We start from the raw sequence: 25,778 nt of genomic DNA, 5'->3' as shown, positions 1-25,778 counted from the left end.
TTGATTGCGGGAACCGATCGAGCCTCCGGTGCATCCAATACAGTGGGTCCACATCAACAGGGGGTGTCATGCGGGGGTCGGTGGGGGTTGGGCGACTGCTCATGGCTGGGGTGTTGGTGTGGGCTGCGGCAGGATGCAGCTCAGTCGTGGAGGGGGCGGCTGAGCCTGCATCCGGCGAAGAGGGTCTGTTCGATCCGTGCAAGGACATTCCGGACTCGGTGTTGGAAGAAGTGGGGCTTGATCCGGCTACCGAGGAAGCTGGTGCGGCGGGCGTGGAGCAGCCAGGATGGAAGATCTGTGGGTGGAGCGGGTCCTGGTATTTCTTGACCGTGTATTCATCGTCGTACACCGTCGACGATGTTCGACGGAATCCTGATTTCCGAGGGTTCGAGGAACTCACTGTCGGTGGGCGGCGTGGTATCGAGTATCAGCGCGTCGACGACGAGGACAACAATGGTTGCTACCTTGCTTTCTCGGTCGAACACGGCTCAATCTGGTTCAACGTAGAACGAAAGCTGTCTGAGGCTCGGCAAGAGTCCAGTTGTGTTGTTGTGCAGCGTCTGTCGGTCAATCTTGAACCGACGCTACCGAAATGAGGTCTCGGTGAGTGGGTCTGATCGAAGCAATGGGTCTGACGACTCGCGACTGGAAGTTGAGCCAGACATCGCACGTGATGTGGTTGCGGCATGCGAAGGGTTTCTTGGCGAACTCGATCAGATGCGCAGAAATCTGTTCGTGATTGCGAATGTTTCTGGAATGGGAACGCTCCAATCTGGAATCAACCTGGCCGAGAAGTTCTCCAAGAAAGCTAAGGATGGTGAAGATTCGTTGGAGAAGTCGTTGACCAGCCACATTCAGGTGGTCACCGAGATGCGGGACTTCTTCCAGCAATGCGTCGACCGCTACGGCGAAGTCGACGACTCGAATGCCTCCGCACTGGCAAGCGTCGAGACCCCTCGATAGACACAAAAAATCTCGCTGAGCCGATGGCATTCGACTCAGCGAGACTTGGGTAACGACTAGTTGGTGGGCAGGGCCTTCAACGACTTGACGGTGGCGTCGACCGCGCGAGCAGCCTCGGCGCCCTTCTTCACGAAATGCGTGCTGAAGTAGTCGACGTGCTCGGCGTGCTCGTGGAAGTGATGCGGCGTCAAGACCACCGAGAAAACCGGAACGTCGGTGTCGAGCTGCACGCGCATCAGACCGTCGATGACAGCCGTCGCCACGAAGTCATGCCGGTAGATACCGCCGTCGACGACCAGACCTGCGGCAACGATGGCCTGGTAGCGGCCGGTCTTGGCCAACCGCCGGGCGTGCAGCGGGATCTCGAAAGCTCCCGGTACCTCGAAGAAATCAACCGTGTCCTTGGGGTAGCCGAGCTCGACGATCGCGTCGGTGAATCCGTCGCGTGCACGGTCGACGATGTTGCGATGCCACGTCGCCTGAATGAACGCGATGCGCTGTCCCTGGATCTCACTCATAACCATGAAACTAGCGCACTGGGAAGCATCGACGCGACCACCCGTCCTAGTCCTGCTGACGGGGGAAGGCGGTCGAACGACCCCAGCCGGCGTCATTGGTGAGGTGCTCGAGGAGAGGCTGAATTCGATACGGAAGGGGATTGGTCAGAGCGATGGTCGTGGTCGAATGCGTGACGCCTGGAAGTGACACGATCTGCTCGGCCAACTTCTGCAGGGCCGCGTGCGTCGAGGTGGCGACGCGAACGAGCAAATCCTCGCGACCGGTCGTGGCGTGAATTTCGATCACCTCGGGCAACTCGGTCAGACTCCGAGCGACTGCGCTGATCTTGCCCTGCTCGAGTTCCAGACCGACAAATGCCTGAATCGGGATACCGACCTCGGGGAGATTGAGATTCGGCCGAAACCCGGTGAGAAGTCCGTTGGATTCCATGCGCTTCATTCGCGACTGGACGGTGTTGCGGGCGACGCCCAACGAGTTGGCCAACTCGGCCACACTCATCCTCGAGTCCTTGCTGAGCAGACCGAGCAACTGGACGTCGAGCTTGTCGATGCTGAGCACTTTGTGAACCTCTCCTCAGTGATATGAGTCACTGGATGATCGAATTGACTAGTTCAAGAGATTTGCATTGACCAAATCGTAACTCAGGCAGAGCATTGGTTCCACGAATTGCTCAGCGGGATTCTCTTTGGGTTATTTGTCCCCAATAGTACCCAACGGCCACTTCGTCCCAATATTTCGACTGCGCCCCGTTAATCCTTCGGAAAGGTCTATCCCACAATGACTCTCACCGCCGAGCCCGTGAACTCCGTTGTTTCCCATGACGACACTGCGGGCGTGTTTGATCGCGCCGACTACCTGCGCGATTACCCCCACGAGCAGGTGAGCTTCTTCCAGGATCCCGCGAGCGGCCTCAAGGCCATCGTCGCCATCCACTCCACGACGCTCGGCCCCGCGCTCGGCGGAACGCGCTTCTACCCGTACTCCGACGAATCTGCCGCAGTAACAGACGTTTTGCGTCTCTCGCGCGGCATGACCTACAAGGCTGCGGTTGCCGGTGTAGACCTCGGCGGCGGCAAGGCTGTCATCATCGGCGACCCCGCAACGGCCAAGACCGACGAATTGCTCGGCGCCTACGCAAAATTCGTCCAGACCCTCGGTGGCCGCTACATCACCGCTGGTGACGTCGGAACCAACTCCAACGATCTCGACATCATCGGTCGCAACACCGACTTCGTCGTAGGCCGCAACGCCACCGTCGGCGGTTCCGGTGACAGCGCTCCGATGACGGCCCTCGGCGTATTCCAGTCGATGCGCGCCGCGGCGCAGTCGCATTGGGGCACTCCGTCGCTCGCAGGCAAGACTGTTGGTGTCGAAGGCACAGGCAAGGTCGGCTACGAGCTGATCAAGCTCCTCCTCGCAGACGGCGCAACCGTTCTCGCGACCGACGTCAACGCCGCAGCGCTCGACCGTGTCAAGGCTGACTTCCCGCAGGTGAGCATCGTCGACAGCATCATCGACGCCGATCTCGACGTTTACGCACCCTGCGCGATGGGCGCAACCCTCACAGACACGACCGCACGCTCGATCAAGGCCGAGGTTGTCTGCGGCGCTGCCAACAACCAGCTCACCGTCCCCGAGGTCGAGAACATCCTCCGCGACCGCGGCATCACCTGGACCCCTGACTACGTGGCGAACGGCGGCGGCCTCATCCAGGTCGCCGGCGAGCTGAAGGGCAACTCGGCCGAAGAGGTCAAGCTCAAGGTCGAGAAGATCTTCGACACGGTCACCGAGATCTTCGCGAAGTCGAAGAAGGACGGAATCCTCGCCGGCGAGGCTGCTGACGCGGTCGCCGAGGCTCGGATCGCCGAGGCAGCTCGCGTCGCCAAGGGCTGACATCCCTCTCGCAGTCATGTAGCGCGGCCGGTCCCGACTAGTGTGGACACCAGACGAGCAGATTTTGCAGATCTGGACCACATCAGCCGGTAGACCGGCCGCTATGCGTCGGACGCCGGAAGGGCTTACATGACTGAACAATTCGCTGTGTGGACCGAGAACGACGCCGAGCAATCGGCCCGTTGGGGTTCGACGAGCAACGCCCCGGCGCCCAAGCGCATCGTCGTCGCCGACGACACGATGAAGGCCGACGACGCCTATCGCTTGGCATGCGAAGGCACGGCGTTGTTGTGGCGCGGAGATTTTCAGAACGCTCGCCAACTGTCGAAGGCCGTCGCGTCGCGCATCGACCGCAAGCCGCGCCGAGCCTCCGAAGATCCCGCCAAAGCCTTCCATCTCCACCGGCAGACCCAAGGACGCCGCGCGCAGATCCTCGGCATGCTGCTCATTCCCTTGGATGCAGATCTGTCGATTCCACTCCGGCGAGCCCCGGACGCGCAAGTCGCGTTGACCGAAGCTTTCGGGATTACCGGTGAGCCTTCGGTTCGCTCGTTGCGTGACATCCTCGGCGCGATCGGCGCTCACGAGTGGCACCGCAAAGGTGTTTTCATCGAGGCTCTCGACGCACGAGTGCATCCCGCCTTCGGAGTGTTCTCACCCGTCCGCGGGGAGTATGTCGATCTTGTCGCGTCTGCGCCACTGCCGTCGACGGAATCGGCTTTCGACATCGGCACCGGCACCGGCGTTCTTGCTGCCGTACTGGCGCAGCGCGGTGTCAAGGCAGTGACGGCCACCGACCAGGACCCCCGGGCACTGCAATGCGCTCGTAGCAACCTCTCGCGGCTTGGCTACGGCGATCAGGTGACCGTGGTGGAAGCAGACCTCTTTCCCGAAGGCACCGCTCCGTTGGTGGTCTGCAATCCTCCCTGGATTCCGGCCAAGGCCACCTCGCCCATCGAATACGCCGTCTACGACCCCGCTGGAGCGATGCTGAAGGGCTTCCTGACTGGTGTCGCAGCGCATCTGGACGACGGGGGAGAAGCGTGGCTGATCCTCTCGGACATTGCCGAACACCTCGGTCTCCGAACGCGATCCGAACTACACGACCTGATTGCGGCCGGTGGACTCACTGTTGTCGATCGCATGGACGTCAAACCGACGCACGCAAAGGTCAGTGACCGAACCGATGCGCTTCACGCCGCCCGGGCACGAGAGACGACCTCGCTCTGGCGGCTTCGCCGTCGCTGAATTCATTCTCAGTCAGCGGTATTTCCTTGCCATGAAATGGTAATGAACGAGTAACAAATCGGGTCTAGCTTTCTTCGCAGTCGCACATCGTCACGCACTCCGGAGGAATCTCGATGGAATACACTCTTGCCCGCAACGCAGCCGAAGACCTGACGAAAGGTCTTGGCCGACGCGGATTCATAAGGGCAGTCGCTGCCCTCGGTGCGGGCGTAGGAGTTGCCGGTGTGGCTTCGGGATGCGCGCACTCGAACGCGTCACCGGCTGGATCGTCCTCCTCTGCACTACCGTTCGCCGATGGCATTCCGATTCTGCAACCGGGCAGCGGAAACGTCAGTGGCGATCACTATCTGAGTTCGGATCCGTCGGACGTCATGTGGGGTTATGTGCCCAGCATCCACACCCGCGAGGTGATGCGGATGAAGTCGGGCCAGACCGTCACGATCGACGCCCTCTCGCACGAGGGAATTCTCGAGGATCAAGGGCGCAATCCTCTCGAATACTTCGGTAGCAAAGGCGTTTCCGAGAAGGACGTGCTCGAGGATGCGATTGCCGTTGCGGCCGAATACAACCGAACCGAACGAAACTTCGACAAGGACGGACCGCACGTCGTCACCGGCCCGGTCTTCGTCGAAGGCGCCCAGCCTGGAGACGTACTCAAGATCGAGACTCTCGAAGCCATTCCCCGCGTGCCGTACGGCGTTGTGTCGAGCAGACACGGCAAGGGCGCTCTCGCCGTCACAGCAGACGGAACCGCTCCAGCGGGAATCACTCTGGACGAAGTCATGCCGCCGGTCGCCACAGACGGGCGCGCAACAAAGGACCCGTTGAAGTACGGCGGTGTTTCCACTTTCACGGCGATCGAAGACGGCAAGGGCGTGATGCCTTTCGGACAGTCGAAGGTGCGGTTTCCCCTGCGGCCCTTCATGGGAATGATGGGAGTTGCCTATTCTGCGGATGCAGACCCGACATCCCCGTCGTCGAACTCCATTCCTCCGACCCTGGGCGGCGGAAACATCGACATCAGGCATCTCGGTGTCGGATCAACCTTCTATTTGCCGGTATTCGCTGAAGGCGCCCTCTTCTACGTCGGTGACCCCCACATGGCCATGGGTGACGGTGAGGCGGCGCTGACGGCGATGGAAGGATCGCTGCGCGGCACGTTCCGACTCAGCGTGTGCAAGAAGGATTCCGGTGACGCTCCATCGGTGGCTTTCGGATACCCGTTCGCCGAGACAGAGGAGGCCTGGATTCCGATCGGCCTGTCCGACCCCAACGGTTCGGTCGATGGGCAGAACAGTGACCTCAACGGCGCCATGCGGCGCGCGGTGGTCAACGCGCTCGACTTCCTCGAGCATGATCGCGGAATGGATCGAGCGACGGCCTACGCCTATCTTTCTGCCGCAGCCGATTTCACGGTCTCGCAGGTTGTCGATCGAACCGTGGGCGTCCACGGACAGATCTTCAAATCCCACTTCGAATAGCGGGAAGGCGATCCGTGTTGTCAGGACGGATCGTCGAAGAGGCTCTGTTGCAAGGGATCGGCAAACAAGCCCATTTGCTCAGGTTGCGGCTTTGCCGGCGTCTCGGTTCGAGAATTGGGTAGGACCACCAGTCGCAAGGCCCCTCGCAGACGGTCGACCATGAGTTCCCACCCGCCGACCTGATCCTCGTATCCCGCAGCCTCTTCGGCGTCTCCGCGACCGTGGGCGTCCACAGCCTGACTACGCAGCTGAATCTGCCATTCGTTGCTGATGTGGAGGAGCTGAAGAATCAGATCGCGATCACGACCACAGACATCGGCTACCGCGTCGAGATCCTCGGCCACGTCCAGATCGAGGTGCAGCAGGGTCTCGAGTTCGGGAGGCAGGTCCTCGGCCGTCAGATCGGGCTGCAGCGAGGAGGAGTCACCGCTCTTGTTCGCGAAGAAGAGGTCTCCGCCGACGCGTGCGGCGAACTCGTCGTCCACGGTACGCAGGAACGACGTCAGGGCGGCGCACGTATCGGTGAGTTGCTTGGGAACGAATGGCGAACCCGCCACCTCGAGGAACACCGACAGACGATCGTCGATCAAGACGAACTTGATGCGCGACCACTTGCGGTTGAGATCGGCGATGACCTCGGCTGCACGGGTGCGGTTGCTGATGTCCTGAACGAGTGGGGAGAACAACTGCACGTCCATGGACTCGGAAAGCGGACCGACGAACATGACAGTCGAACCGACACGAATGGGTATGTCGCCGTCGCTGTCTCGCTCGGGAAGAGTGCCGAGCATGGGAAGCAAAGCGAGAGTGACCAACTCCTTGAGGTGGTCGATGTCGTTGGGCATGTAGGCCGCGGTGGGGTCGAGTGTCGGAAGTTCTGTCGACTCGACGACCGACGGATCGAAATCCGGAGTCTGCTCGTTGCCGGTGAGATCGCTGGATAGAAAAGCCGGGTGGTGCACACCGAACACATCACGGAATGCAGCGACAGTCATCGCTGCGAGCTGATCGGCCCAGTTCTGCGCCTTGTCGACGCAGAAGGCGGGGGAGTTGTTCGGATCCTCGAGATTCTCGGAAGGCGGATTCCAGCCGAGTGCGATCAACTTTTGTTCGTCGGCATCTTCGAGTCGATAGCGCGGATGAAGGAAGTCGTTGGAAGGAACCTCGCAGCGGACTGTGTTCTCGTCCCACACGAGGAACTGAACGCATGGCGCTGCGCCGTCAGCTGGATCGAAGTCGCCGGTGGACGATTCCACGGCAAGAACGTCGCCGTCGACCATGATGGAAATGTGATCGCCGAGGCGACGTTGAAATTCTGCCCACGCCCGGTCGACACTGACATCGAGATCGAAGCCCATTGCGCTCATCAGCCACCTCCTTCCGCAAAAGCTCAGACCTATACGGTATCGCGAGGCTCCGACAATGCTGCTGTCCTTTTCCGGTCGACCGGATTGCAGCGGACCACGAACCGTGACGACGAGGAAGGTAGTTGCAGGTAGATCGGTTATTCGAGAGCGGCGACTGAAGTGTGCCTGTAACCGCCGTCACGCCAGGCGGTGTGCGGGCGAAAGAGAGAGGGTTATCCGGCGAGAACGGGCGAGACCTCGACGACGGGCGGCGTGGATCCGGTCGTGACAACGGGGGTGGTGCTGGTCTTGGTGGTTGTGGCCGTCGCGGTCGGTGACGAGGTCGCGGTAGCCGACGCAGTTGTCGTGGATGAGACGGGTGTTGTCGTACTGGTGGCCGTCGTAGTCGAGGTGGCGGAGCTCGTGCTTGTCGCGGTCACCACAAGCGGCTGATTACGAGGAGCAGTCGTCTCGTCGGCGATTCGCCAGGTCGGCGTCGGCGGGATGACAACCGTGGGGACTGCAACCGAGCTGTAGAACGCGGCCGGTTCGATCCCGGCGACGGACTCCACGGAAACCGACGAGACCAGAGTGGGAGGCTTCACCACAGGGCCGCCGGCACCGAATGCGCCGGCTGCTCCGCCGAAAACGAGGCCTGATGTCAGAGAAAGAGCGGCCACTGCGACAGCGCCGATCATGACTGTTCTGTCTTTCATGCACACCTGTCCTTCGGGAGCAGTACGGAAGTACTGTAGGCGAAAAGATGCCGCAATGGAGTATCAGGGTCTGCTGGGCGGGACGCGAATCTGTGTGGCGTAGAACACAAAAGGCCCTGGGTGCCGACGCGGACGTCGGCACCCAGGGCCAGGTCAAGCAGTGAATCAGGCGGGGATCGTCAGTACCTGACCGGCGTTGATGAGATCCGGGTTCGGGATGCCGTTTGCATCCGCGATGCGCTGGTACTGGTTGCCGTCACCGTAGAAACGCTCTGCGATCGCCCACAGGGTGTCGCCGCTTTCGACGGTGTAGCTCTGCGCTGCCGGAGCGGCGGGGGCAGGCTCAGGCTCGGGTGCCGGAGCGGGCTCCGGGGCAGCCTCGGCGGCCGGCGCTGCGATTGCAGTGTCCGACGACCACAGAGCATTTCCGCCGGCGGACAGAACGACGTTGCGATCGTCTTGAACCGAGAGGGAGGCACCGTCGTTGCCTGCGGTCTGCGATGCCCACACGGCGTCGGAGTCCTTGTAGATGACGAAGTTTCCGTCAGCCTGCACCTCGGCGCGGTTGGCGCCGGATCCGTTGGTGCCTGCGGCCCAAACAGCCTGTCCGCCCTCGGACAGAACCAGGTTGCCGTCGTCCTGCAAGGTGAGGGTGTATGCGCCGTTGTCGGACTTGAGTTCCTGGCCGACTCCGAGGCTCTGACCTGACTGCAGTGTGCTCACGCTGTCCCTTTCCAAATCTGTTGCGATGACTGTGCCTCCACGATTCCGCTTTACCGTCCAGTTACCTTCTGGCCGTTGGTCTCGTAGGCGACCGAGTGTACGTTACCGAAGAGTACAGAGAATTGTGCAGCGTTGACGGATTGCGTGTCGAGCGTTCGGATCTTGCTGATATTAAGGCGTTTTGGGCGAACGCGCCGCGACATCCTACGCGAAGTTGCACTGTTGCGATGCACTTTCTCTTGAACGGCAGGTGAAATCGGCGCGCTCTCAGCGCATTATCAGTAACCGCTAGGGCTGTAGCGACTTGCGAGTCTCGTCGTGGAGAACGGCAAGCAGTTCACGCTCGACGTCGGCGAACTCGGGCGAGGTGATCATGTCCAGTTCGCGTGGCCTCGGCAAGGGAACGTCGACGACGCACCTGACCGTTGCCGGCCTCGCCGACAGAACGACCACGCGATCGGACAGATAGATCGCTTCACGAATATCGTGGGTGATCATCAGCACGGTCCACCGGTACTGCTGCCACACGTCTTGTAGCCAGGCCTGCATCTCGGTCCGAGTCAACGAGTCCAGTGCGCCGAACGGCTCGTCGAGCAGCAGGACAGGTTTGCCCTGAACAACGGTGCGCAGCATCGCCGCTCGCTGGCGCATGCCGCCGGACAGTTGTGACGGCCGGGCGTCCTCGAATCCGGACAGTCCGAACGCCGGGAACAACTCGCGAGCGCGCTCGCGTGCTTCCTTTTTGCCGACTCCCTGCACTTCCAAACCGAGGGCCGTGTTGTCCAGTACCGAACGCCAAGGGAACAGAAGATCTTTCTGCGGCATGTACGCGGTATGCACCTCGGTGGCTGGTTCGGATTCCGTTGCGCGCGTGCCCACACAGACCGAACCCGCGGTCGGGGATTCGAGCCCGGCCAGGACGTTGAAGATCGTGCTCTTGCCGCAGCCGCTCGGCCCGATCACCGACACGAATTCGCCCGCGTCGGCACCAAAGGACACCGAATCGAGCACGAGACGCGATTCTCCGGCCGTGTCGAACCTCTTGGTCAGGTCCTGGATTTCGACCATTGCATCCTCGACCATCGGGTCAGTCATGTCCGCGACCTTTCGTTCATCGCCCATGGTGCAACGATGCGCTCGATGGCGAACGTCAGCAAGTACAGCGTGACACTGATCAACGCGGTCACCAGTACGGCCGCCAACACCAGGTCGGTGCGGAAGGAGTTCTTCTGGGTGCTCATGTAGATACCCAAACCGGAAGTAGCGCCGACGTATTCGGAGAACACCGCACCCACGACCGCATACGTGATGCCGATGCGCAGGGCAGTGAAGAATCGCGGAATTGCCGAAGGAAGGCGAACGTATCGGAACTCCTGCCAGCGAGTGCTGCCCATACTGCGCAGGAGAGCGCCCGCTTCCCGATCGGCCGCGGCAAATCCCTCGATGAGTCCGATGGTCATGGGGAAGAACGTCGCAAGGGCGATCACCAACACCTTCGGCAACAACCCGAAGCCGAACCAGATGATCATCAGCGGCGCGATGGCGATGATCGGCAGCGTCTGCGAGACGACAAAAAGTGGTACCAGCGCGCGTGACAACCACGGCGAAAAGTCCACGACCACAGCAAGAATCCAGGCCAACACCAATGAAACAGTGAAGCCGACCAACGTGACCTGCAATGTCGACCAGGCGTGGCCGGAGATGATCTCGCGGTTGTCCCACCCCTGGGACAGAACGCGCCCCGGAGACGGAAGTACTTGCGGCCGAATCCCACTGATCTCGACGTAGATCTGCCACGCCGCCACGAGGAGCACCACCACGGCGAGCGCGGGAAGCGCCCGCCGCATGGTCGAGACCAACCGTCCGCTCACGTCAGGACGCGTCGAGATACTCATTGGTGAAGTACTCCGACCAGTCCGGCTTCTGGGTCAACGGCTTCCCATCGGGTCCGGCGAGCAATCCGTTCTCGAAGAGGAATCCCGAGTAGCCCGACCAGGTTTCGAGATTCTGGGCGCCCACAACGCCGTTGGCGTCTTTCATGTAGTCGGCGGCGAGCATCCGCTGACTCTCACGCACGAGGTCTTCGTCGGTGAATGCTCCGGGGTTCGCGTCGATGAGATCCTGCGCGGCCTGGTCCGGGTTGTCGGCAGCAGTCTGATATCCGCGTTGAACGGCTTTGACGAACTTGCGTGCCTCGTCGGGATGGTCCTTCAACCACTGCTGGTTGCCGTTGATCACGATCGAATATGCATCGGGGAAGCCGTAATCGGTGTACTGGAAGTACCGCATCGGAGTTCCGTTTCGCTCCGCTTCGAGGCCTTCCCAAGCAAAGTAGGAGACGGTGAAGTCTGCCTGGCCCGAGTACACGGCTTCGTACGCGGAAGTTCCGAGCGTGACCGTCGTGAAGTTCCCGGTCCCGCCGTCGTTGCGGATGATCTGCTGCAGCGTTTCGACTTCGCCGGGATCGCCGAACCCGGCGTACGTCTTCCCGTCGAGATCACGTGGGCGCGTGATGTCCGCACGATCCGCCTTCACGCCGATGCCGGTGGCGCGGTGCTGAAGTGGCGCGATGACGGACGTCGTGGCGGCGCCGGCTGCACGGGCGAACGTGGCCTGACTCTGTGTGCTGATGCCGAACTCGGCATTGCCGGCATCGACCAGGGTGTCGGGCGAGGTGTTGTTGTAGGGCAGGATCGAGACGTCCAGGCCGGCGTCCTCGAAGTAGCCCTCTTGGAGTGCTACGTACAAACCGGTGTGGTTCGTGTTCGGTGTCCAGTCGAGTGCGAACCGAATGGTCCCGTCGGAAGAGCCGGTGTCAGAGGCGCATCCGGTCAGAACTGTGAACGCGGCTGCGATCGCGGCAGACGTGGCAAGCGTGCGGCGCAGCGCCGCAAACGACATCACGACGCCGGCCAAGGCTGCTGGTGGAGTGCGGAATCCCAGAACATCAGCTCATAGCGGCTGGCGATGCGGAATGCTTCACTCATCGCCTCACGCTCTGTCTCGGTGGCAGCTTCGGCCGCAGCATCGACCAGTACGCGGGCCTGCGCCACCGACTCGTGGAATTCGGGTGCGTCGTAGGTCGTGACCCACTGTGCATACGGATGCGACGGATCGGCGTCGAGTACCTCGCGCGCTGAAGCGGCAAGATCGCGGCCGACCTCGGCGTAGATCCAGAAGCAGGGGAGTACTGCCGCTGCGGAGACCGGGTAAGGCGCAGTGGCTGCAGTCGCCGTCAGATACGAGACGTATCCCAGGCAGGCCTGCGAATGCTCGAGCCTTCCCGATCCCGCTGGAAGAATTCCACCGGTGAGAAGTCCGTCGTGAAGCGCAGATTCCACTGTCGCTGCCGTGGACGCGGAATTCGACCAGAAGCCCGCGGACTGCGGATCCGGGGCGTGGGCCGCGACCAGGGACAACGCTTTCGAATACCCCTCGAGATAAAGCTTGTCCTGCTCGATGTACGTGCGGAACGCGTCGAGAGGCAGTGTTCCGTCGCCGAGGCGGCGGAGGAACTCCAGTGAGTCGATCGACTCGCGGAGGGCCTTCGTCTCGGCCCAGAGTCGATCTGTGAACCGATCCGTCGACGGCGCTGTGGCCACCGAGTTTTCGGCAGAATTGTATGCAGGCTGCGTAGTAGCCATGACATCCCTTCGTCAGCATTACCTGATCAGGTTCCCGGGTGTGTTCTCAGCCCCGCCCATGCGGAGCACCCCGTGTCAGAACTAGGCGACCTTAACACCGAGGGGTTGTGTACTCGGCGCACACCCGTCCGAGATTGGTAGGTTTGGTCTTGATTGCCACACGCGCGGGTCGGGAGGGGATTCAGACATGGAGACCGACGTTCGACCAAATCTCGGCGAGGACGGAACTCTGGTGATCCGGGCGCGAGGCGGAGAAGCCCGCGGGTATCCGGATGGCGGTGTATTCGCGTGGAAGGGCATGCCCTACGCAGCGGCGCCGGTGGGTGAGCGGAGGTTCCGAGCGCCGCAACCCGCACAGTCGTGGGACGGGGTGCGCGACTGTCGTGAGTTCGGGCCGATCGCGCCGCAAGGCCAGAGTCCGGCGGTTCCGATCGATCGGGCCTTCAAAATCGACGAGGACTGCCTGTCGATCAACGTCTGGGCCCCGCGACCCGACGGTACGCCGCGACCGGTGATGGTGTGGATTCACGGCGGCGCCTACTGCCTCGGGTCTGCCGCCCAAACGATCTACGACGGCCGTCATCTGGCTGAAACCGGTGACGTCGTTCTCGTCTCCTTCAACTATCGCGTCGGCGCACTCGGATTCCTGGACCTGTCTGCATTCTCCACCGCGGATACTGTTTTCGAATCGAACTGTGGTCTGCGAGACCAGATTGCGGCACTCGAATGGGTTCGAGACAACATCGACGCCTTCGGTGGTGACCCGAGTGCGGTGACCGTGTTCGGGGAGTCCTCCGGCGCAGGATCCATCACGACGCTCATGACCTGTCCGAGCGCCGAAGGTCTGTTCCATCGTGCGATTGCCCAGAGTCCGCCCGCGACCTCCGTCTACGGGGCCGAGCGCGCCAAGACCGTTGCAGAGCGGTTTCTCGAACTGCTCTCGATCGACCCCGAAGACGCAGGCGATCTGCTGACCACAGATCTGGAACTGCTCGTCAAGGCAAGCGATGATTTGGTCAACGAAATTCCGACCCGGATTCCGGGAACTTTGGCGATGGCACCCGTTGTCGATCGCGATCTGGTGCCGCACTACCCGGTTGCGGCTTTCCAGAAGGGTTACGCGCACCGAATCCCACTGATCATCGGTTCCAACAAGGACGAGGCGTCGATCTTCAAGTTCATGAAGTCTCCGCTGATGCCGGTGAGTGCGCAGTCCGTCGAGGCAATGCTCCAATTACTGGCCGACGATCACCCCGACATCTCCGCGACCAAACTTGCCGAGATCATGTCGGCTTACCCTGACCATGCGAAACCGAGTGGCGCGCTGGCACTGTCACGGGACGCTGCGTTTCGCATGCCGACCCTCTGGATCGCAGACGCGCACTGCAGGCATTCCCCTACATGGGTCTACCGCTTCGATCACGCGACGCCGATGCTCAAGGCGGCGCGGATCGGCGCGGGCCACGCGACCGAATTACCTTATGTATTCGGCAATTTCGGAACCCTGAACGTCGACCCCACGTTCTGGCTCGGCGGTCGGAAGGCCGCGATGGAGGTGGCCGGCCGTATCCAACGGCGATGGTTGGCCTTCGCCAGGCATGCAGTGCCGGCGGCCCTCGACGGCTCGAAGCACTGGGCGCCGTACGAGGAAGAGAAGCGGTCGACGCTGTTGATCGACTCCGCCGACACCCTCGTCAGCGACCCCGATCACGGATTGCGCGTCGCCTGGGGCAACGACGTGATGGGGTTCAACTGACGTCGGTCGAGTGCCGCGGACGATCCAGTTCGCGAAGCACCGGCAGAGAGGCACAGACTGCGGCGATCAGGATGATCGGAATCGACAGGGCCACAAAGGTCGACGCGATTCCGAGTTGATCGAGCAGCGGGCCGACCGCGAGGTAGCCGAGCGGGCCTGCGGCGTAGGCCGTCGACGTCATGACACCGACGACGCGTCCACGCATGTGCTCCGGGCTGTGCGTCTGCATGGCGTAGTTGGCGATCGGGCCGACTGGTCCGTAGACGAGGCCCTGCAGTCCGGCAAGTACGAGGATCACCCACAGTGGAGGTAGGAGCGCCATGGCCAGCATCGCTATGCCGAGAACGGCGACGGCAAAAATCATGATCAGCCGCCGGGACATGATCGGCGCCAGTGGGGCGTAGGCGAGAGAGCCGATGATGCCGCCGATCGCCAAGGCCATCAACACCGATCCGAGTTGGGCCGGTTGATCCAACTCTGTGAAGTACACCGGGAACACGACACTCTCCACAGGCATGTAGAGCGCGACGACTGCCATGTCGATCAGCGCCAGGGTGCGCAGCAGTTTGTTGTTCCAGACGAACCGAAGACCGTCGAGTGTGCCGTGCCAGATCGATTTCGGACGGTGTTCGTGTTCGGGCACTCCGGCGCCGGGAAGCCGGATGAAGGCGACCACGACTATCGAGAACACAAAACCTGCCGCCGTGACCCAGAGCGTGTTCACCGCTCCGATCGTTGCGATGAGGACACCGCCGATGCCAGGGCCGATCAGATACGCGACGTTGAAGTTGGCCTCGTACACACTGTTGGTTCGATCGAGCTTCCACTTGGCGGTCCGAGTCGCTGCAGGCAGCATGGACTCCCTCGCCGCCATTCCGGCGGGGTCGAACACGGCGCCGAGTGCGGCCAACGCCGCGATCACCGGGATCGTCAAGCCCGCGGTGGCCGCGATGATCGGAATCGCTGCAACGGACATCGCGGAGAGAGCGTCGGAAATCATCGACGTTCGACGGCGTCCGAACTTGTCGACGAATGTCCCCGAAAACAGGCTCGACACGAGTAGCGGAATGGCTGCTGCGCCGGCAACTATCGCCGCGTCGGTAGCCTTACCGGTTCGTTCGAGAACCAGCCAGGGGAGCACGACGATGGCGATACCGTTGCCGATCGCCGAGAACAGCGTCGCGAGATTGACCAGTACGAGAGGGAGATAGCTGGGGATAGCTACGTCCGTGGACGCAGGTGGACGCCGATCTGCTGAGGCGACCACGTTCTTTCCTTCCCCGAGATGGTGCCGCCCAGGATTTCGACGACGGCACCATCGACGCTAGCAGCGGTGTCTGCAGGTTCGCGACTGGTTTTTCGCCGGCCGTTCTCGTTCGGTTATGCCTGGTAGACGGGGTTCTCCGCAACAAACTTCTCGACGTACGAGCACGTCGGAAGGATCTTCAATCCCTCGTTCCGGGTCTGATCGAGCGCTTCACGCACCACGATGGCGGCAAGCCCGCGCCCACGAAACTGCGGAGAGGTCACCGTGTGGTGGAAATCACGGACGCCGGAATGGTCCGAGTACTCGGCGAAACCGGCGAGTTCGCCGTCGACTCGGATCTCGAAACGCGTTTCCGCGGGATTGTGCGCCACTGTCTCGGTCATCTTCGGGCTCCGTTTCGAAAGGGCGGCCGGTTGCGCCGCGCCGCGTCTACGTTCTCTGGAGCACGCTACCTGGCAGGCCGTCCGCAATATCGGTTGCCGACGTGGGATCCGTTACTTAGCGCAACTACAACTGGACGACCGTTCAAGGGACCTTCGTCGCCATGGAGAACGAACAAAACTGGTCTGTACGTGCCGATTTGCCCGTACTTTTGTGCCCACAACGGGTGATACATATGCATCACGATCGTAAACATCCCAATATGTGGGACCGGTCACAAAGTTTTTTGTCGTCTGTTCGGATGGATTAAGTGGAGGGCCTGAAACGGGCAAATTGCAGGTCAGCGGCGCGCTGGTTGCGTGTCGATGATGGGTGCGAGCGGCCGGAAACCCCAGGGGTATTGCGTTGGTCATCAGATCGTTTCTCGGACGTGATCCCAAAGACCCGCTCGGGGGGTTAGCGTTTGAATCGTCGGGGATAGAAGAAGCGTTACAACTTCGCCAAAAAACTTTGGCGTCGCTGCTCAACGGTTCGATTTCGAGTCTTCGTCGGACAACTTCGAGGAAGGAACGCACATGATTTTCGGGCAGCGTGAGTCGAACAGTTACTTTGCCGCAATTTTTTCGTACGACTTCCTTGACGAAGGTCTGGGATACGAGACCATCGCACGGATTCACCGAGGCGAGATCTGCGAATGGATTCGTGATCTCGAGGCTTCCGGGTTGTTCTCGGCTGCGGAAGTCCATGCCGCTGAACTGGCATGGCGCGAAAATCCACGCCTGCTCCTCGACGCCCTTCTCGAGGACGCTGACGAGGTCTCTGTCAAGCGCTGGGAGATCGCGTGGACGAGGCTCGAGCGTCAGTCGCCGGCAGCCGGAACCGCGGTGGCAGAGCACGGCTGATCCGGTCGGGCCGAGTCGACTGCTCAGTCTGCGTCAAGATCAACCGTCTGCGTTACATCAACGGTCGACGAGTATCACCTCGTGATCTGTAAGCACGGTGAATTGCGCGCCCGCCGTGGTCAGGGCCGCAACCGTCCGCGCAGTCACCTGTGGATCTTCGAGTAGCGAATCGCCGCCGTGCGGCACTATCGCGAAGTCGATCAGCGCGAGCCCGGACCAGATCGGGTCGATACCGCACGTTGGCATGACTTCAGCGGGGTCGTCCGACGCGTCCAGCCCGATCAGAGTCGGAGTCGCCAGGCACGCTCCGGCGCTGTATCCCGCATAGGCCACGACGCCTGAACGAACCAGCATCTCGATGACCCTGTCAGCGCCACTTCGAGCTAGCTGAGCTCGCAGGACGAACGTGTTTCCGCCGCGAACCCACAGGCAGTCGAATTCGCGGAGCCGGAGTTCCAGTGCTTCCGATGCACCCAGGAAGTCTCGGACATCCACTTCCTCTGCGGTGAAGCCCGCTGCACGTAGCGGAGTCAATTCGCTGGTGACTGCTGAACTGCGGGCATTGGCGGGCCACGAATCTGCAGCCGCGGCGATGACCGCGATGCGAGCGCCGCGGCCTACGAGATCGACAAAAGCCTCGCGGTGGTCGCCGAATCGGTAGGACGAGAGAAACAGTTTCACTTCTCAGTACCTTCGCGACCTACCCACCCAGCCCTCAAATCGTGAACGCCAGATTGTCGACGACGCGTGTGCCCACCGTGGTGTCACCGCGAAGCGAGATGTCGGTTCGGTGATCCGACGCGTGGACGCGGCCACCGGCAATTCGGGTGAAGAGCGGTGAGCTCATCGAGATGGTCGTGGTCGCCGGACCGTCCAACTCCGGGACGAGTGTTGCTCGCGCGTCGACCGAGACGTGAAGTGAACGGGCAAGTGGCCCTTCGAGTTCGAAAGTGATCCGTGCTCCCTCTGGCGCCTTTCCTCGTTTTCCGACGACGAATCCGAGCGCGCTGGTGATTTCGCCGAATGCAGTCTCCGCGCGCAATCCGCCTTCCTCACCCCGAATGCCAACTGCATCTCTGATGTCGAGTTCGTGCATCCAACAGTCGAAGGTCCGAATACGCATGAACCGGCCATAGGGCGCAAGACCGACCGGTGTTTGTGTCTCGGCGTCCCAGTCCGCGCTGGTCATCGAGCGCAGCGCTTCGGTTCGTTCGGCGGTGATCTCGCGATATCGGGTCAGCAGGTCCGAGTGCAGTGTCCGCCGCAGGCCTTCGACCCAGCGCTCGTTGAACGCCGCAATCTCGTTGTGGACGTGGGGCAATGCGTGCACGTCCAGATTGATCGACGGCGGATTGATGCCCGAGAGCAGTGATTCCGTACCGATCAGATGGGACACGATGTCGTGAACCGTCCACCCCGGAAGGTTCGACGGTGCCAACCACTGATCGCCGTCGAGTTCGGCCAGCAGTGCGTCGATGACTCTCCATTCCTCGGTCAATGCGTCGACTACTGAGTCCTGGGGCCAACCACTCATGTGGACATCTCCTGTTTCGGACGGTGCGGTTCTCCTCACTGTATGTCCCGGCGGATAAGTGAGCGGGCATTCCCATGCTTCGAGTCGGTGTCACCAAACCTCCGAGGGTGGCAGAGTTCCTGTGGTAGACCAGGATTGTCGACGCCGAAGCAGGCTCACGCGGCGTTGTCGTCACCGACAGAGGAGTCTTCGTGTTTCCAGGAAATTTTGTCCAGTCCACGCCGGACAAGCCCGCCGTCATTCGCCCTGCGACGGGTGAGTCCATCACCTATCGGGAACTCGACGAACGGTCGACGCAGTTGGCGCGATACTTCCGAAGTGTCGGTGCCAAGCCTGGGGACCACGTCGCTCTCATCTCGAACAACGATCTCCGGGCGTTCGAGGTGTACTGGGCAGCGTTGAGATCCGGCCTCTACATCACCGCGGTGAACTGGCATCTCACGGCTTCGGAGGCTGCCTACATCGTCGACGACTGCGAGGCGACAATTCTGGTGGCGTCGGGGCAGGCGTCCGCAGCAGTTCCGTTGGACGAGAAGCTGATTCCACGCGTGCGGCACCGATTGGTGTACGGCGGCGCCCTCGAGGGCTTCGACGACTACGAAGACGCGGTCGATGCGCAGTCCACTGCTCCACTCGACTCGCAGCCGCGTGGGGCTGACATGCTGTATTCGTCGGGAACCACCGGCAGGCCGAAGGGGATCAAAGGAGATCTCCCGGAGGGTGAGGTGAACACCACCATGGATCCGTACACCGCGGTGTTCGCACCGATGTACGGGTTCGATTCCGACACAGTCTATTTGTGCCCGGCTCCGGTCTATCACGCGGCGCCCCTGCGTTTTTGCGGCGTGATCAATTCGGTCGGCGGAACCGTGATCTTGATGGATGCATTCGAAGCCGAAACCGCGCTGGAGTTGATCGGTAAATACGCTGTGACGCACAGTCAGTGGGTACCGACGATGTTCGTTCGAATGTTGAAACTTCCGAAGGAGACCCGTGATCGTTACGACGTCTCGACGGTGAAGGTCGCCATTCACGCTGCTGCTCCCTGCCCGCCCGAAGTGAAGACGGCAATGATCGACTGGTGGGGGCCGGTGATCTACGAGTACTACGCCTCGACCGAGGGTTCGGGCGCTACCTTCATCAACAGTGAGCAGGCCTTGTCGCATCCGGGTTCCGTCGGGCGTGACGGAGTGATGGGGATCGTGCACATCTGTGACGACGCCGGGCGCGATCTTCCGGTCGGCGAGATCGGTACCGTGTTCTGGGAGCGGGAGACTTTGCCGTTCCGGTACCACAATGATCCCGAGAAAACGGCTGCCGCGCAGCATCCGGATCATCCGACGTGGACGACGAGTGGAGATATCGGCTATATCGACTCCGAGCGTTTCCTTTATCTGACCGACCGCGCCGCGTTCACGATTATCTCCGGTGGTGTGAATATCTACCCACAGGAGTCCGAGAACATCCTTACTTTGCACCCGAAGGTGTTCGACGTGGCGGTCATCGGTGTTCCCGACGAAGAAATGGGTGAGCAGGTCAAGGCGGTTGTCCAACTAGCGGAGGGAATCGAGCCTGGTGCCCATGTCGCCGAGGAATTGCTGGAATACGTTCGCAGTCAGGTCGCACATTTCAAAGCTCCGAGAAGCATTGACTTTGCCGACGAATTGCCTAGGACCGCTACAGGAAAGCTCGTCAAGCACAAGTTGCGGTCTCAATATGTGAGCAATTGATGCTCTAGTGAAATGCTAGGACATCAGAGTAATTCTGCGAGATAGTCGGCAAGGACCTGCGCGTGACCGTACGGCAGGTCCTTGCTTGCTGTCAGTAGAACAACGGGTCGAGCATCCGAGGCCGGTGCGAGGCGTACTGCAGGTTTTCGCGTTTGAGGGCGAGTGGCCGGAGTCGGTCTACGCGGAGTCGGACGGCGTTACATTCGGAAGCCGGTTCGTAAACTCGCTCGACGGTGATTATTCGGCGCGTCATTCTGATGCCTTTACGTCTTTCGGCCGTTTCAAATAGTGGAATAGTCCGCCATTCCGGTGTGATCGGCCTCACAGTAGGCTTCTTCAGGTATGTCCAAACATACTGTTCGGACTCGATTCAGATGGAGAAAGTGCGTCGTCGGTTTCCCTACGCCGCGTTAACTCTGGCTACTATCAGTCACCATTCACCCAAAAGCGGGTCATCTTCCGCTCATCACATGCTGGTTGCCGCTCGTCGCAGCAGGCGAACCACCAACCGCAGAAGGTAATGGAAAATGGAAACATCGAAGAGCGCACAAGTGCGTCCGTCGGTCGGCGTCCCTCGGGAATCGAGTGATGGTGAGCGTCGGGTCGCATTGGTGCCGAAAATTGTGTCCGCTTTGATCGGCAAGGGTGTCGACGTGGTCGTCGAGTCCGGGGCCGGTCTCGGGGCGTTGATTCCCGACGAGTTGTACACCGCTGCCGGCGCGAAGATCGGCGATCCGTGGACTGCTGACGTGGTGGTCAAGGTTGCGCCTCCGTCGACAGAAGAGATCGCCCGGATCAGTACCGGCGCGAAGCTCATCGGTTTCCTGAATCCGCGTAATGCGGACAACCGCATCGCCGAGTTGAAGGCCGCCGGCATCGAGGGATACGCCGTGGAGGCGATTCCTCGTATCTCCCGCGCGCAGGTGATGGACGCGTTGTCCTCGCAGGCGAACGTGTCCGGGTACAAGGCTGTTCTGTTGGCAGCATCGGAGTCGACGCGGTTCTTCCCGATGCTCACCACCGCTGCGGGCACGGTGAAGCCTGCGACGGTTCTGGTCCTCGGAGTGGGTGTGGCAGGTCTGCAGGCGCTGGCGACAGCCAAGCGTCTCGGTGGCCGCGCTACCGGGTACGACGTGCGTCCTGAGGTCGCCGACCAGGTGCGTTCGGTGGGTGCACAGTGGCTCGACCTCGGAATCGATGCGGCGGGCGAGGGTGGATACGCCCGCGAGTTGACCGACGACGAGCGAGCGAAGCAGCAGCAGGCACTCGAAGATGCGATCAAGGGCTTCGACGTTGTGATCACCACAGCTCTGGTTCCGGGTCGCCCCGCGCCGCGCCTGGTGACCGCTGCCGCGGCCGAAGGCATGAAGCCGGGCAGTGTGGTGGTCGACCTCGCGGGTGAAACCGGTGGTAACTGCGAGCTGACCGAGCCGGGTCAAACCGTCGTCAAGCACGGCGTGACCATTTGCTCTCCGCTGAATTTGCCGGCGTCCATGCCGGAGCATGCGTCCGAGTTGTACTCGAAGAACATTTCCGCGCTGATCGAACTCATGTTGGTGGAAGGTGCCTTGGCGCCTGATTTCTCCGACGAGGTTCTGGCCGGTGCGTGCGTCACCCGTGAAGAGAAGGGCGCCTGATGTACACATCACTTCTGGCGAACATCGCGATCCTGGTGTTGTCCGGGTTCGTCGGTTTCGCTGTGATCTCCAAAGTTCCGAACACCCTGCACACCCCGTTGATGTCCGGTACGAACGCCATCCACGGCATCGTCGTCCTGGGCGCGTTGGTCGTCCTGGGCAAGGTGCACGATCCCTCGATCGGGCTGCAGATCATCTTGTTCGTCGCGCTCGTCTTCGGAACCGTGAACGTTGTCGGTGGTTTTGTCGTCACGGACCGCATGTTGGCGATGTTCAAGGCCAAGCCGGCCGCCAAGTCTGTGTCGAAGGATGGTGACCAGTAATGGAATACCTGGTCAATGCGCTCTACATTGTCGCGTTCTCGATGTTCATCTACGGCCTCATGGGTCTTACCGGCCCGAAGACCGCAGTCCGCGGCAACCAGATCGCCGCGGTCGGCATGCTCATCGCCGTCGTTGCAACTCTGATCTCCATTCGTGATGCGGAGATGGGGAACTGGATCCTCATCGCTGCCGGCCTTGTCATCGGTGTCGTGCTCGGCGTTCCGCCGGCGCTCCGGACGAAGATGACGGCCATGCCGCAGTTGGTGGCACTGTTCAACGGTGTCGGCGGCGGCACGGTCGCGTTGATCGCGTACGCGGAGTTCCTGGACTCGGACGGTTTCACCGCATTCCAGCACGGCGAGTCGCCGACGGTGCACATCGTCATCGCTTCGCTCTTTGCCGCGGTGATCGGATCGATCTCCTTCTGGGGCAGCGTGATCGCGTTCCTGAAGCTGCAGGAAACTCTGCCTGGTCGTCCGATCGGAATCGGTAAGCTCCAGCAGCCGCTCAATGCTCTGCTGCTCATTGCCGCCGTCGCGTTCTCGGTGATCATCGGTATCAAGGCGATCTCACCGGAAGGCCCGACCAGCTCACTGTGGATCGTCGGCGTGCTCGTACTCTCGGGCATCCTCGGACTGATGGTCGTGCTGCCCATCGGCGGCGCGGACATGCCCGTCGTCATCTCGCTGCTCAACGCTCTGACCGGTTTGTCAGCTGCTGCTGCAGGTTTGGCGCTCAACAACCAGGCGATGATCGTCGCCGGCATGATCGTGGGTGCTTCGGGCACCATCTTGACCAACCTCATGGCCAAGGCCATGAACCGGTCCATCCCGGCCATCGTTGCCGGCGGCTTCGGTGGTGGTGGCGGTGAAGCCGCATCCTCCGACGGTGTCGTGCGCACGGCAAAGGCGACCTCGGCCGCCGACGCGGCCATCCAGATGGCCTACGCCAACCAGGTCATCGTCGTACCCGGATACGGACTTGCGGTCGCGCAGGCTCAGCATGCCGTCAAGGACATGGCGAAACTGCTCGAGTCGAAGGGCGTCGAGGTCAAGTACGCCATTCACCCGGTCGCCGGCCGTATGCCCGGTCACATGAACGTTCTTCTCGCAGAGGCGGATGTCTCGTACGACGCGATGAAGGAAATGGACGACATCAACGACGAGTTCTCTCGTACCGATGTCACCTTGGTGATCGGCGCGAACGACGTCACCAACCCGGCGGCGCGCAACGATCCGAGCTCACCGATTCACGGAATGCCGATCCTCAACGTCGACCAGTCGAAGTCCGTCATCGTGCTCAAGCGCTCGATGAACTCCGGTTTCGCCGGTATCGAGAACCCGCTCTTCTTCGCCGAGGGCACCTCGATGCTCTTCGGTGACGCCAAGAAGTCGGTCTCCGAAGTAACCGAGGAACTCAAGGCGCTCTAGCGCTGGTACTCGGAAGGGGCGTCCACTCGCAGCTGCGAGTGGACGCCTTTTTTCGTGGCCGTGTGTTGCAAAGATGTCGTGTGTTTGCAACGACTTCTTGTGCTGAAACGACTTCTTGTGCTGAAACGACAAAGGCGCCTGGTCCGAGACGAAACTCGGAACAGGCGCCTCTGGCGACGTTTTACGGAACCTCGGGGGTTTCGGGGTCGGAAGAGAAGCCGGAAAGTAGTTCGATCAACTTCTGGATCAGTTCGAGCGGGTTCAGATCTTCGAGGCTCACGGTAAAGACTCCTTCGCTGTGGAACTACTTGATTCGGACATTTCAGAACATACGTCATGTCCAACCGTGGCGGGAGAGCTATCGGCGAAAATCTCTGAATCCCAAAGATTTAGGACTAAAGTCGGATGCTCCGGTGCCTGGAGAACGCGATGGCTGCCGTATCTGGGCGCAGCTCTTCACGTTTCGCGGCGATGGGCGATCGTGCCATCAAAATGGCTGCGGCACAGGCCCATACCAGGGTGATCAGAATGCCAGCTATCACTCCGAAAAGGCCGCTCAGCTCGGCGGCGAGCGCGCTGGCACCGATCGCAGCAACTCCGACGAATCCGAGCCCGGCGACCACCGGACGCCACTGCGGGGCGGAGATCAAGATCGCCGAGCAGTACAGCGCGGTCGCCGCTGCGACGTGACCGCTGGGCAATAGGTCCTGGGGAACATCGGGGAGCCAGGAACCGAATGCCGCGTTGGTGAGATTGGCGCCCATTCCGAGGAGCAGGATCGCGCCGATGCCGTATGGCAGTCCGCGGACCATCGAGACGACGGCCAGAGCGGTAGTGGCTGCGAGTACAGCGGTGACGTCGAATCGGCCTACTGTCCACTCGGCAAGTGCGCGCACCTGTTCCGGGACGCTTAAACCGGGCGAGGTGGGTCGCACGAAATACAAGACGCCCAGCGCTACGACGGCGATCGCGGCAAGGACGAGGAAGCGAGTGGTTGTGGAGGGAGCGGGGTGCTGGGTGGAGGTCGAGACGGTCACGAGTACCAGCATCCCTGTTGAGTCTGTGCCGATCGTGAGGATCAGCTGTGAGGTCTGTAGGCGGTCGGAGAATCGCGCCGAACGACACCCGCACAACCTGCTGCGACCAGGACGCATGCAAACGGGATCAACATTGCTGTGGTGAGAGGCACAAGCTTGGTGACCCAGCCGATGGTTGCCGGACCGGCGAGGAATCCGATGTATCCCATGCCGACGACGCGAGACATGTTGGTGCCGGCCGAACCTGAGCCCAGATTTCCGGCCGTGGTGAAGATCTGCGGAATACATCCCGACAGGCCTGCGCCGAACAGTGCCCAACCGAGCAACGTCAGTGGTAGCCAGCCGGATACCACGACGGTCAGCATTCCGACGGACGACAGCAACGCACCGTAGCGAACCACTGCCACCGGGCCTACCGCCGCGCTGATCCGATCCGCGGTGAACCGGCCGACGGTCATCATGGCGGAGAATGCGCCGAACGACAGTGCGGCAACGGCATTCGAAACACCGAGATCTTCCTTGACCTGCAGCGCGCTCCAGTCGTTTGCCACTCCCTCGGCCAGCATCAGAACAAAGGCGAGGGTTCCGAGGGCAAGTACGCGAGCCGAGAATCTGCCGTGTGTCTTTCCGGTAGTCGACGCGGTTTCGGCATGCACGTCGACGTGAGGGAGAAGGGGTCGCGAGCACAACCAGACTGCCAGCAAGCCGATTGCCGACGCGATGCTGAGCGTGACGTACGGCGGAAGATCCAGTGCGAGAGTGCCGAATCCGATGACAGAGCCCAATACGCCACCGACCGAGAACATGCCGTGAAAGGCCGCCATGATCGGGCGCCGGTACAACTGTTCGGCCTCGACGGCCTGCGAGTTCATCGACACGTCCAACGCGCCGTTCGCGAAGCCGAATACAACAAGTGCAGCGCCCAGTTGCCAGGTGTTCGTGGCAAATCCCGGGCCGAGAGTGGCGAATGCCAGCCCGCTACCCGCCAGGATGACCATGCGCCTGCTGCCGTATCGATCTGCGAGCGGGCCGCTCAACTGCATGCCGGCGATGGCTCCGACTGCAAGAAGGAGAAGAAGTGAGCCGAGCGTCGAGTGACTGATCCCCACTCGGTGTTCGATGGACGGAATGTGGACGACCCACATCGCGAGGAGAAATCCGTTGATACCGAAAATGCCGAAGATGCCGGCGCGGGCGCGCACCAGGGCGGAGGTGGGGACTGCGCGGTCGGTGGGGTTGACGCTCACT

26 protein-coding genes and 1 riboswitch are annotated in these 25,778 nt (G+C 61.4%); of the genes, 11 read left to right on the top strand and 15 right to left on the bottom strand.

Features of this window, described 5'->3' with window-relative positions; all coding sequences use genetic code 11:
• Positions 1 to 68 precede the first annotated feature (68 nt).
• Positions 69 to 596: a DUF3558 domain-containing protein gene (locus G9U53_RS29860; RefSeq protein ID WP_232329882.1), complete on the top strand. Its 528-nt coding sequence runs from the start codon at positions 69 to 71 to the stop codon at positions 594 to 596.
• Between the two features lie 160 nt (positions 597 to 756).
• The gene (locus G9U53_RS29855) at positions 757 to 963 is read left to right on the top strand and encodes a hypothetical protein (protein WP_240952927.1); all 207 of its coding nucleotides are present in this window, start codon (positions 757 to 759) and stop codon (positions 961 to 963) included.
• A 56-nt stretch (positions 964 to 1,019) separates the two neighbouring features.
• Here the strand turns inward: G9U53_RS29855 and G9U53_RS29850 are convergent, their stop codons facing one another.
• Together G9U53_RS29850 and G9U53_RS29845 are read right to left on the bottom strand one after the other, a co-directional pair.
• Entirely contained in the window at positions 1,020 to 1,481 is a 462-nt protein-coding gene (locus G9U53_RS29850; protein ID WP_007726074.1) for a 6,7-dimethyl-8-ribityllumazine synthase, read from the bottom strand.
• A 46-nt stretch (positions 1,482 to 1,527) separates the two neighbouring features.
• Positions 1,528 to 2,040, bottom strand: coding sequence for an Lrp/AsnC family transcriptional regulator (locus G9U53_RS29845; RefSeq protein WP_003941343.1), 513 nt, complete (start codon positions 2,038 to 2,040; stop codon positions 1,528 to 1,530).
• A 219-nt stretch (positions 2,041 to 2,259) separates the two neighbouring features.
• On the opposite strand from G9U53_RS29845, the gene G9U53_RS29840 reads away from it, so the two are divergent.
• The 3 genes from G9U53_RS29840 (at position 2,260) to G9U53_RS29830 (ending at position 6,104) form a co-directional block, all read left to right on the top strand.
• Positions 2,260 to 3,375, top strand: a complete 1,116-nt coding sequence (locus G9U53_RS29840) for a Glu/Leu/Phe/Val dehydrogenase dimerization domain-containing protein (protein ID WP_003941274.1) — start codon at positions 2,260 to 2,262, stop codon at positions 3,373 to 3,375.
• A 129-nt stretch (positions 3,376 to 3,504) separates the two neighbouring features.
• Positions 3,505 to 4,623 (top strand): class I SAM-dependent methyltransferase, encoded by a 1,119-nt coding sequence (locus tag G9U53_RS29835; protein WP_165639724.1) that lies wholly within the window; start codon positions 3,505 to 3,507, stop codon positions 4,621 to 4,623.
• 113 nt (positions 4,624 to 4,736) lie between these two features.
• Positions 4,737 to 6,104, top strand: a complete 1,368-nt coding sequence (locus G9U53_RS29830) for an acetamidase/formamidase family protein (RefSeq protein ID WP_165639723.1) — start codon at positions 4,737 to 4,739, stop codon at positions 6,102 to 6,104.
• Positions 6,105 to 6,124: 20 nt separating this feature from the next.
• On the opposite strand, the gene G9U53_RS29825 is transcribed toward G9U53_RS29830, so the two are convergent.
• The 7 genes from G9U53_RS29825 to G9U53_RS29795 all read right to left on the bottom strand — a co-directional run bounded on the left by G9U53_RS29825 (position 6,125) and on the right by G9U53_RS29795 (position 12,533).
• On the bottom strand, positions 6,125 to 7,471 hold the full coding sequence (locus G9U53_RS29825; protein WP_165639722.1) for a hypothetical protein: 1,347 nt from the start codon (positions 7,469 to 7,471) through the stop codon (positions 6,125 to 6,127).
• A 212-nt stretch (positions 7,472 to 7,683) separates the two neighbouring features.
• Positions 7,684 to 8,166: a hypothetical protein gene (locus tag G9U53_RS29820; protein WP_003941346.1), complete on the bottom strand. Its 483-nt coding sequence runs from the start codon at positions 8,164 to 8,166 to the stop codon at positions 7,684 to 7,686.
• 165 nt (positions 8,167 to 8,331) lie between these two features.
• Positions 8,332 to 8,889, bottom strand: a complete 558-nt coding sequence (locus G9U53_RS29815; RefSeq protein ID WP_003941373.1) for a LysM peptidoglycan-binding domain-containing protein — start codon at positions 8,887 to 8,889, stop codon at positions 8,332 to 8,334.
• Between the two features lie 288 nt (positions 8,890 to 9,177).
• Positions 9,178 to 9,972, bottom strand: coding sequence for an ABC transporter ATP-binding protein (locus G9U53_RS29810; protein WP_165639753.1), 795 nt, complete (start codon positions 9,970 to 9,972; stop codon positions 9,178 to 9,180).
• Between the two features lie 8 nt (positions 9,973 to 9,980).
• Entirely contained in the window at positions 9,981 to 10,784 is an 804-nt protein-coding gene (locus G9U53_RS29805) for an ABC transporter permease (RefSeq protein WP_003941393.1), read from the bottom strand.
• Positions 10,762 to 11,790, bottom strand: coding sequence for an ABC transporter substrate-binding protein (locus tag G9U53_RS29800; protein WP_030536827.1), 1,029 nt, complete (start codon positions 11,788 to 11,790; stop codon positions 10,762 to 10,764). The genes G9U53_RS29805 and G9U53_RS29800 overlap by 23 nt, the downstream gene beginning before the upstream one ends.
• A complete protein-coding gene (locus G9U53_RS29795) occupies positions 11,790 to 12,533 on the bottom strand; it encodes a TenA family protein (protein ID WP_007726090.1) in 744 nt (247 codons plus the stop codon). The genes G9U53_RS29800 and G9U53_RS29795 overlap by 1 nt, the downstream gene beginning before the upstream one ends.
• A riboswitch (TPP riboswitch) is annotated at positions 12,521 to 12,616 on the bottom strand. (Overlaps the previous gene by 13 nt.)
• 104 nt (positions 12,617 to 12,720) lie before the next feature.
• Here G9U53_RS29795 and G9U53_RS29790 point away from each other — a divergent pair.
• The gene (locus G9U53_RS29790) at positions 12,721 to 14,289 is read left to right on the top strand and encodes a carboxylesterase/lipase family protein (RefSeq protein ID WP_058037977.1); all 1,569 of its coding nucleotides are present in this window, start codon (positions 12,721 to 12,723) and stop codon (positions 14,287 to 14,289) included.
• Here the strand turns inward: G9U53_RS29790 and G9U53_RS29785 are convergent.
• Both G9U53_RS29785 and G9U53_RS29780 read right to left on the bottom strand, forming a co-directional pair.
• The gene (locus G9U53_RS29785; RefSeq protein ID WP_039972654.1) at positions 14,282 to 15,508 is read right to left on the bottom strand and encodes an MFS transporter; all 1,227 of its coding nucleotides are present in this window, start codon (positions 15,506 to 15,508) and stop codon (positions 14,282 to 14,284) included. The two genes, G9U53_RS29790 and G9U53_RS29785, sit on opposite strands and share 8 nt — an antisense overlap.
• Positions 15,509 to 15,669: 161 nt before the next feature.
• Positions 15,670 to 15,939: a GNAT family N-acetyltransferase gene (locus G9U53_RS29780; protein ID WP_165639721.1), complete on the bottom strand. Its 270-nt coding sequence runs from the start codon at positions 15,937 to 15,939 to the stop codon at positions 15,670 to 15,672.
• A 573-nt stretch (positions 15,940 to 16,512) separates the two neighbouring features.
• Here G9U53_RS29780 and G9U53_RS29775 point away from each other — a divergent pair.
• Positions 16,513 to 16,839 (top strand): hypothetical protein, encoded by a 327-nt coding sequence (locus G9U53_RS29775; protein ID WP_003941297.1) that lies wholly within the window; start codon positions 16,513 to 16,515, stop codon positions 16,837 to 16,839.
• Positions 16,840 to 16,896: 57 nt separating this feature from the next.
• On the opposite strand, the gene G9U53_RS29770 is transcribed toward G9U53_RS29775, so the two are convergent.
• Together G9U53_RS29770 and G9U53_RS29765 are read right to left on the bottom strand one after the other, a co-directional pair.
• Complete coding sequence (locus G9U53_RS29770; RefSeq protein ID WP_042447910.1) at positions 16,897 to 17,520, bottom strand: Type 1 glutamine amidotransferase-like domain-containing protein; 624 nt, start codon at positions 17,518 to 17,520, stop codon at positions 16,897 to 16,899.
• A 34-nt stretch (positions 17,521 to 17,554) separates the two neighbouring features.
• The gene (locus tag G9U53_RS29765; protein ID WP_064444064.1) at positions 17,555 to 18,373 is read right to left on the bottom strand and encodes a maleylpyruvate isomerase family mycothiol-dependent enzyme; all 819 of its coding nucleotides are present in this window, start codon (positions 18,371 to 18,373) and stop codon (positions 17,555 to 17,557) included.
• 191 nt (positions 18,374 to 18,564) lie between these two features.
• Between G9U53_RS29765 and G9U53_RS29760 the strand changes: the two genes are divergently transcribed.
• The 4 genes from G9U53_RS29760 (at position 18,565) to G9U53_RS29745 (ending at position 23,493) form a co-directional block, all read left to right on the top strand.
• The gene (locus G9U53_RS29760) at positions 18,565 to 20,103 is read left to right on the top strand and encodes an AMP-binding protein (RefSeq protein WP_165639720.1); all 1,539 of its coding nucleotides are present in this window, start codon (positions 18,565 to 18,567) and stop codon (positions 20,101 to 20,103) included.
• Between the two features lie 527 nt (positions 20,104 to 20,630).
• Positions 20,631 to 21,740, top strand: a complete 1,110-nt coding sequence (locus G9U53_RS29755) for a Re/Si-specific NAD(P)(+) transhydrogenase subunit alpha (RefSeq protein ID WP_083059500.1) — start codon at positions 20,631 to 20,633, stop codon at positions 21,738 to 21,740.
• Positions 21,740 to 22,063 (top strand): NAD(P) transhydrogenase subunit alpha, encoded by a 324-nt coding sequence (locus G9U53_RS29750; protein ID WP_003941319.1) that lies wholly within the window; start codon positions 21,740 to 21,742, stop codon positions 22,061 to 22,063. The genes G9U53_RS29755 and G9U53_RS29750 overlap by 1 nt, the downstream gene beginning before the upstream one ends.
• A complete protein-coding gene (locus G9U53_RS29745; protein WP_003941368.1) occupies positions 22,063 to 23,493 on the top strand; it encodes an NAD(P)(+) transhydrogenase (Re/Si-specific) subunit beta in 1,431 nt (476 codons plus the stop codon). The genes G9U53_RS29750 and G9U53_RS29745 overlap by 1 nt, the downstream gene beginning before the upstream one ends.
• Before the next feature lie 395 nt (positions 23,494 to 23,888).
• On the opposite strand, the gene G9U53_RS29740 is transcribed toward G9U53_RS29745, so the two are convergent.
• A complete protein-coding gene (locus tag G9U53_RS29740) occupies positions 23,889 to 24,530 on the bottom strand; it encodes a hypothetical protein (RefSeq protein WP_003941332.1) in 642 nt (213 codons plus the stop codon).
• A gap of 41 nt (positions 24,531 to 24,571) precedes the next feature.
• Positions 24,572 to 25,777, bottom strand: a complete 1,206-nt coding sequence (locus tag G9U53_RS29735; protein ID WP_054781838.1) for an MFS transporter — start codon at positions 25,775 to 25,777, stop codon at positions 24,572 to 24,574.
• Position 25,778: the final 1 nt, after the last annotated feature.

This window comes from Rhodococcus sp. D-46, assembly GCF_011290655.1.
GTDB lineage: Bacteria > Actinomycetota > Actinomycetes > Mycobacteriales > Mycobacteriaceae > Rhodococcus_F > Rhodococcus_F qingshengii.
This window is presented reverse-complemented; position numbering and strand designations above follow the sequence as displayed.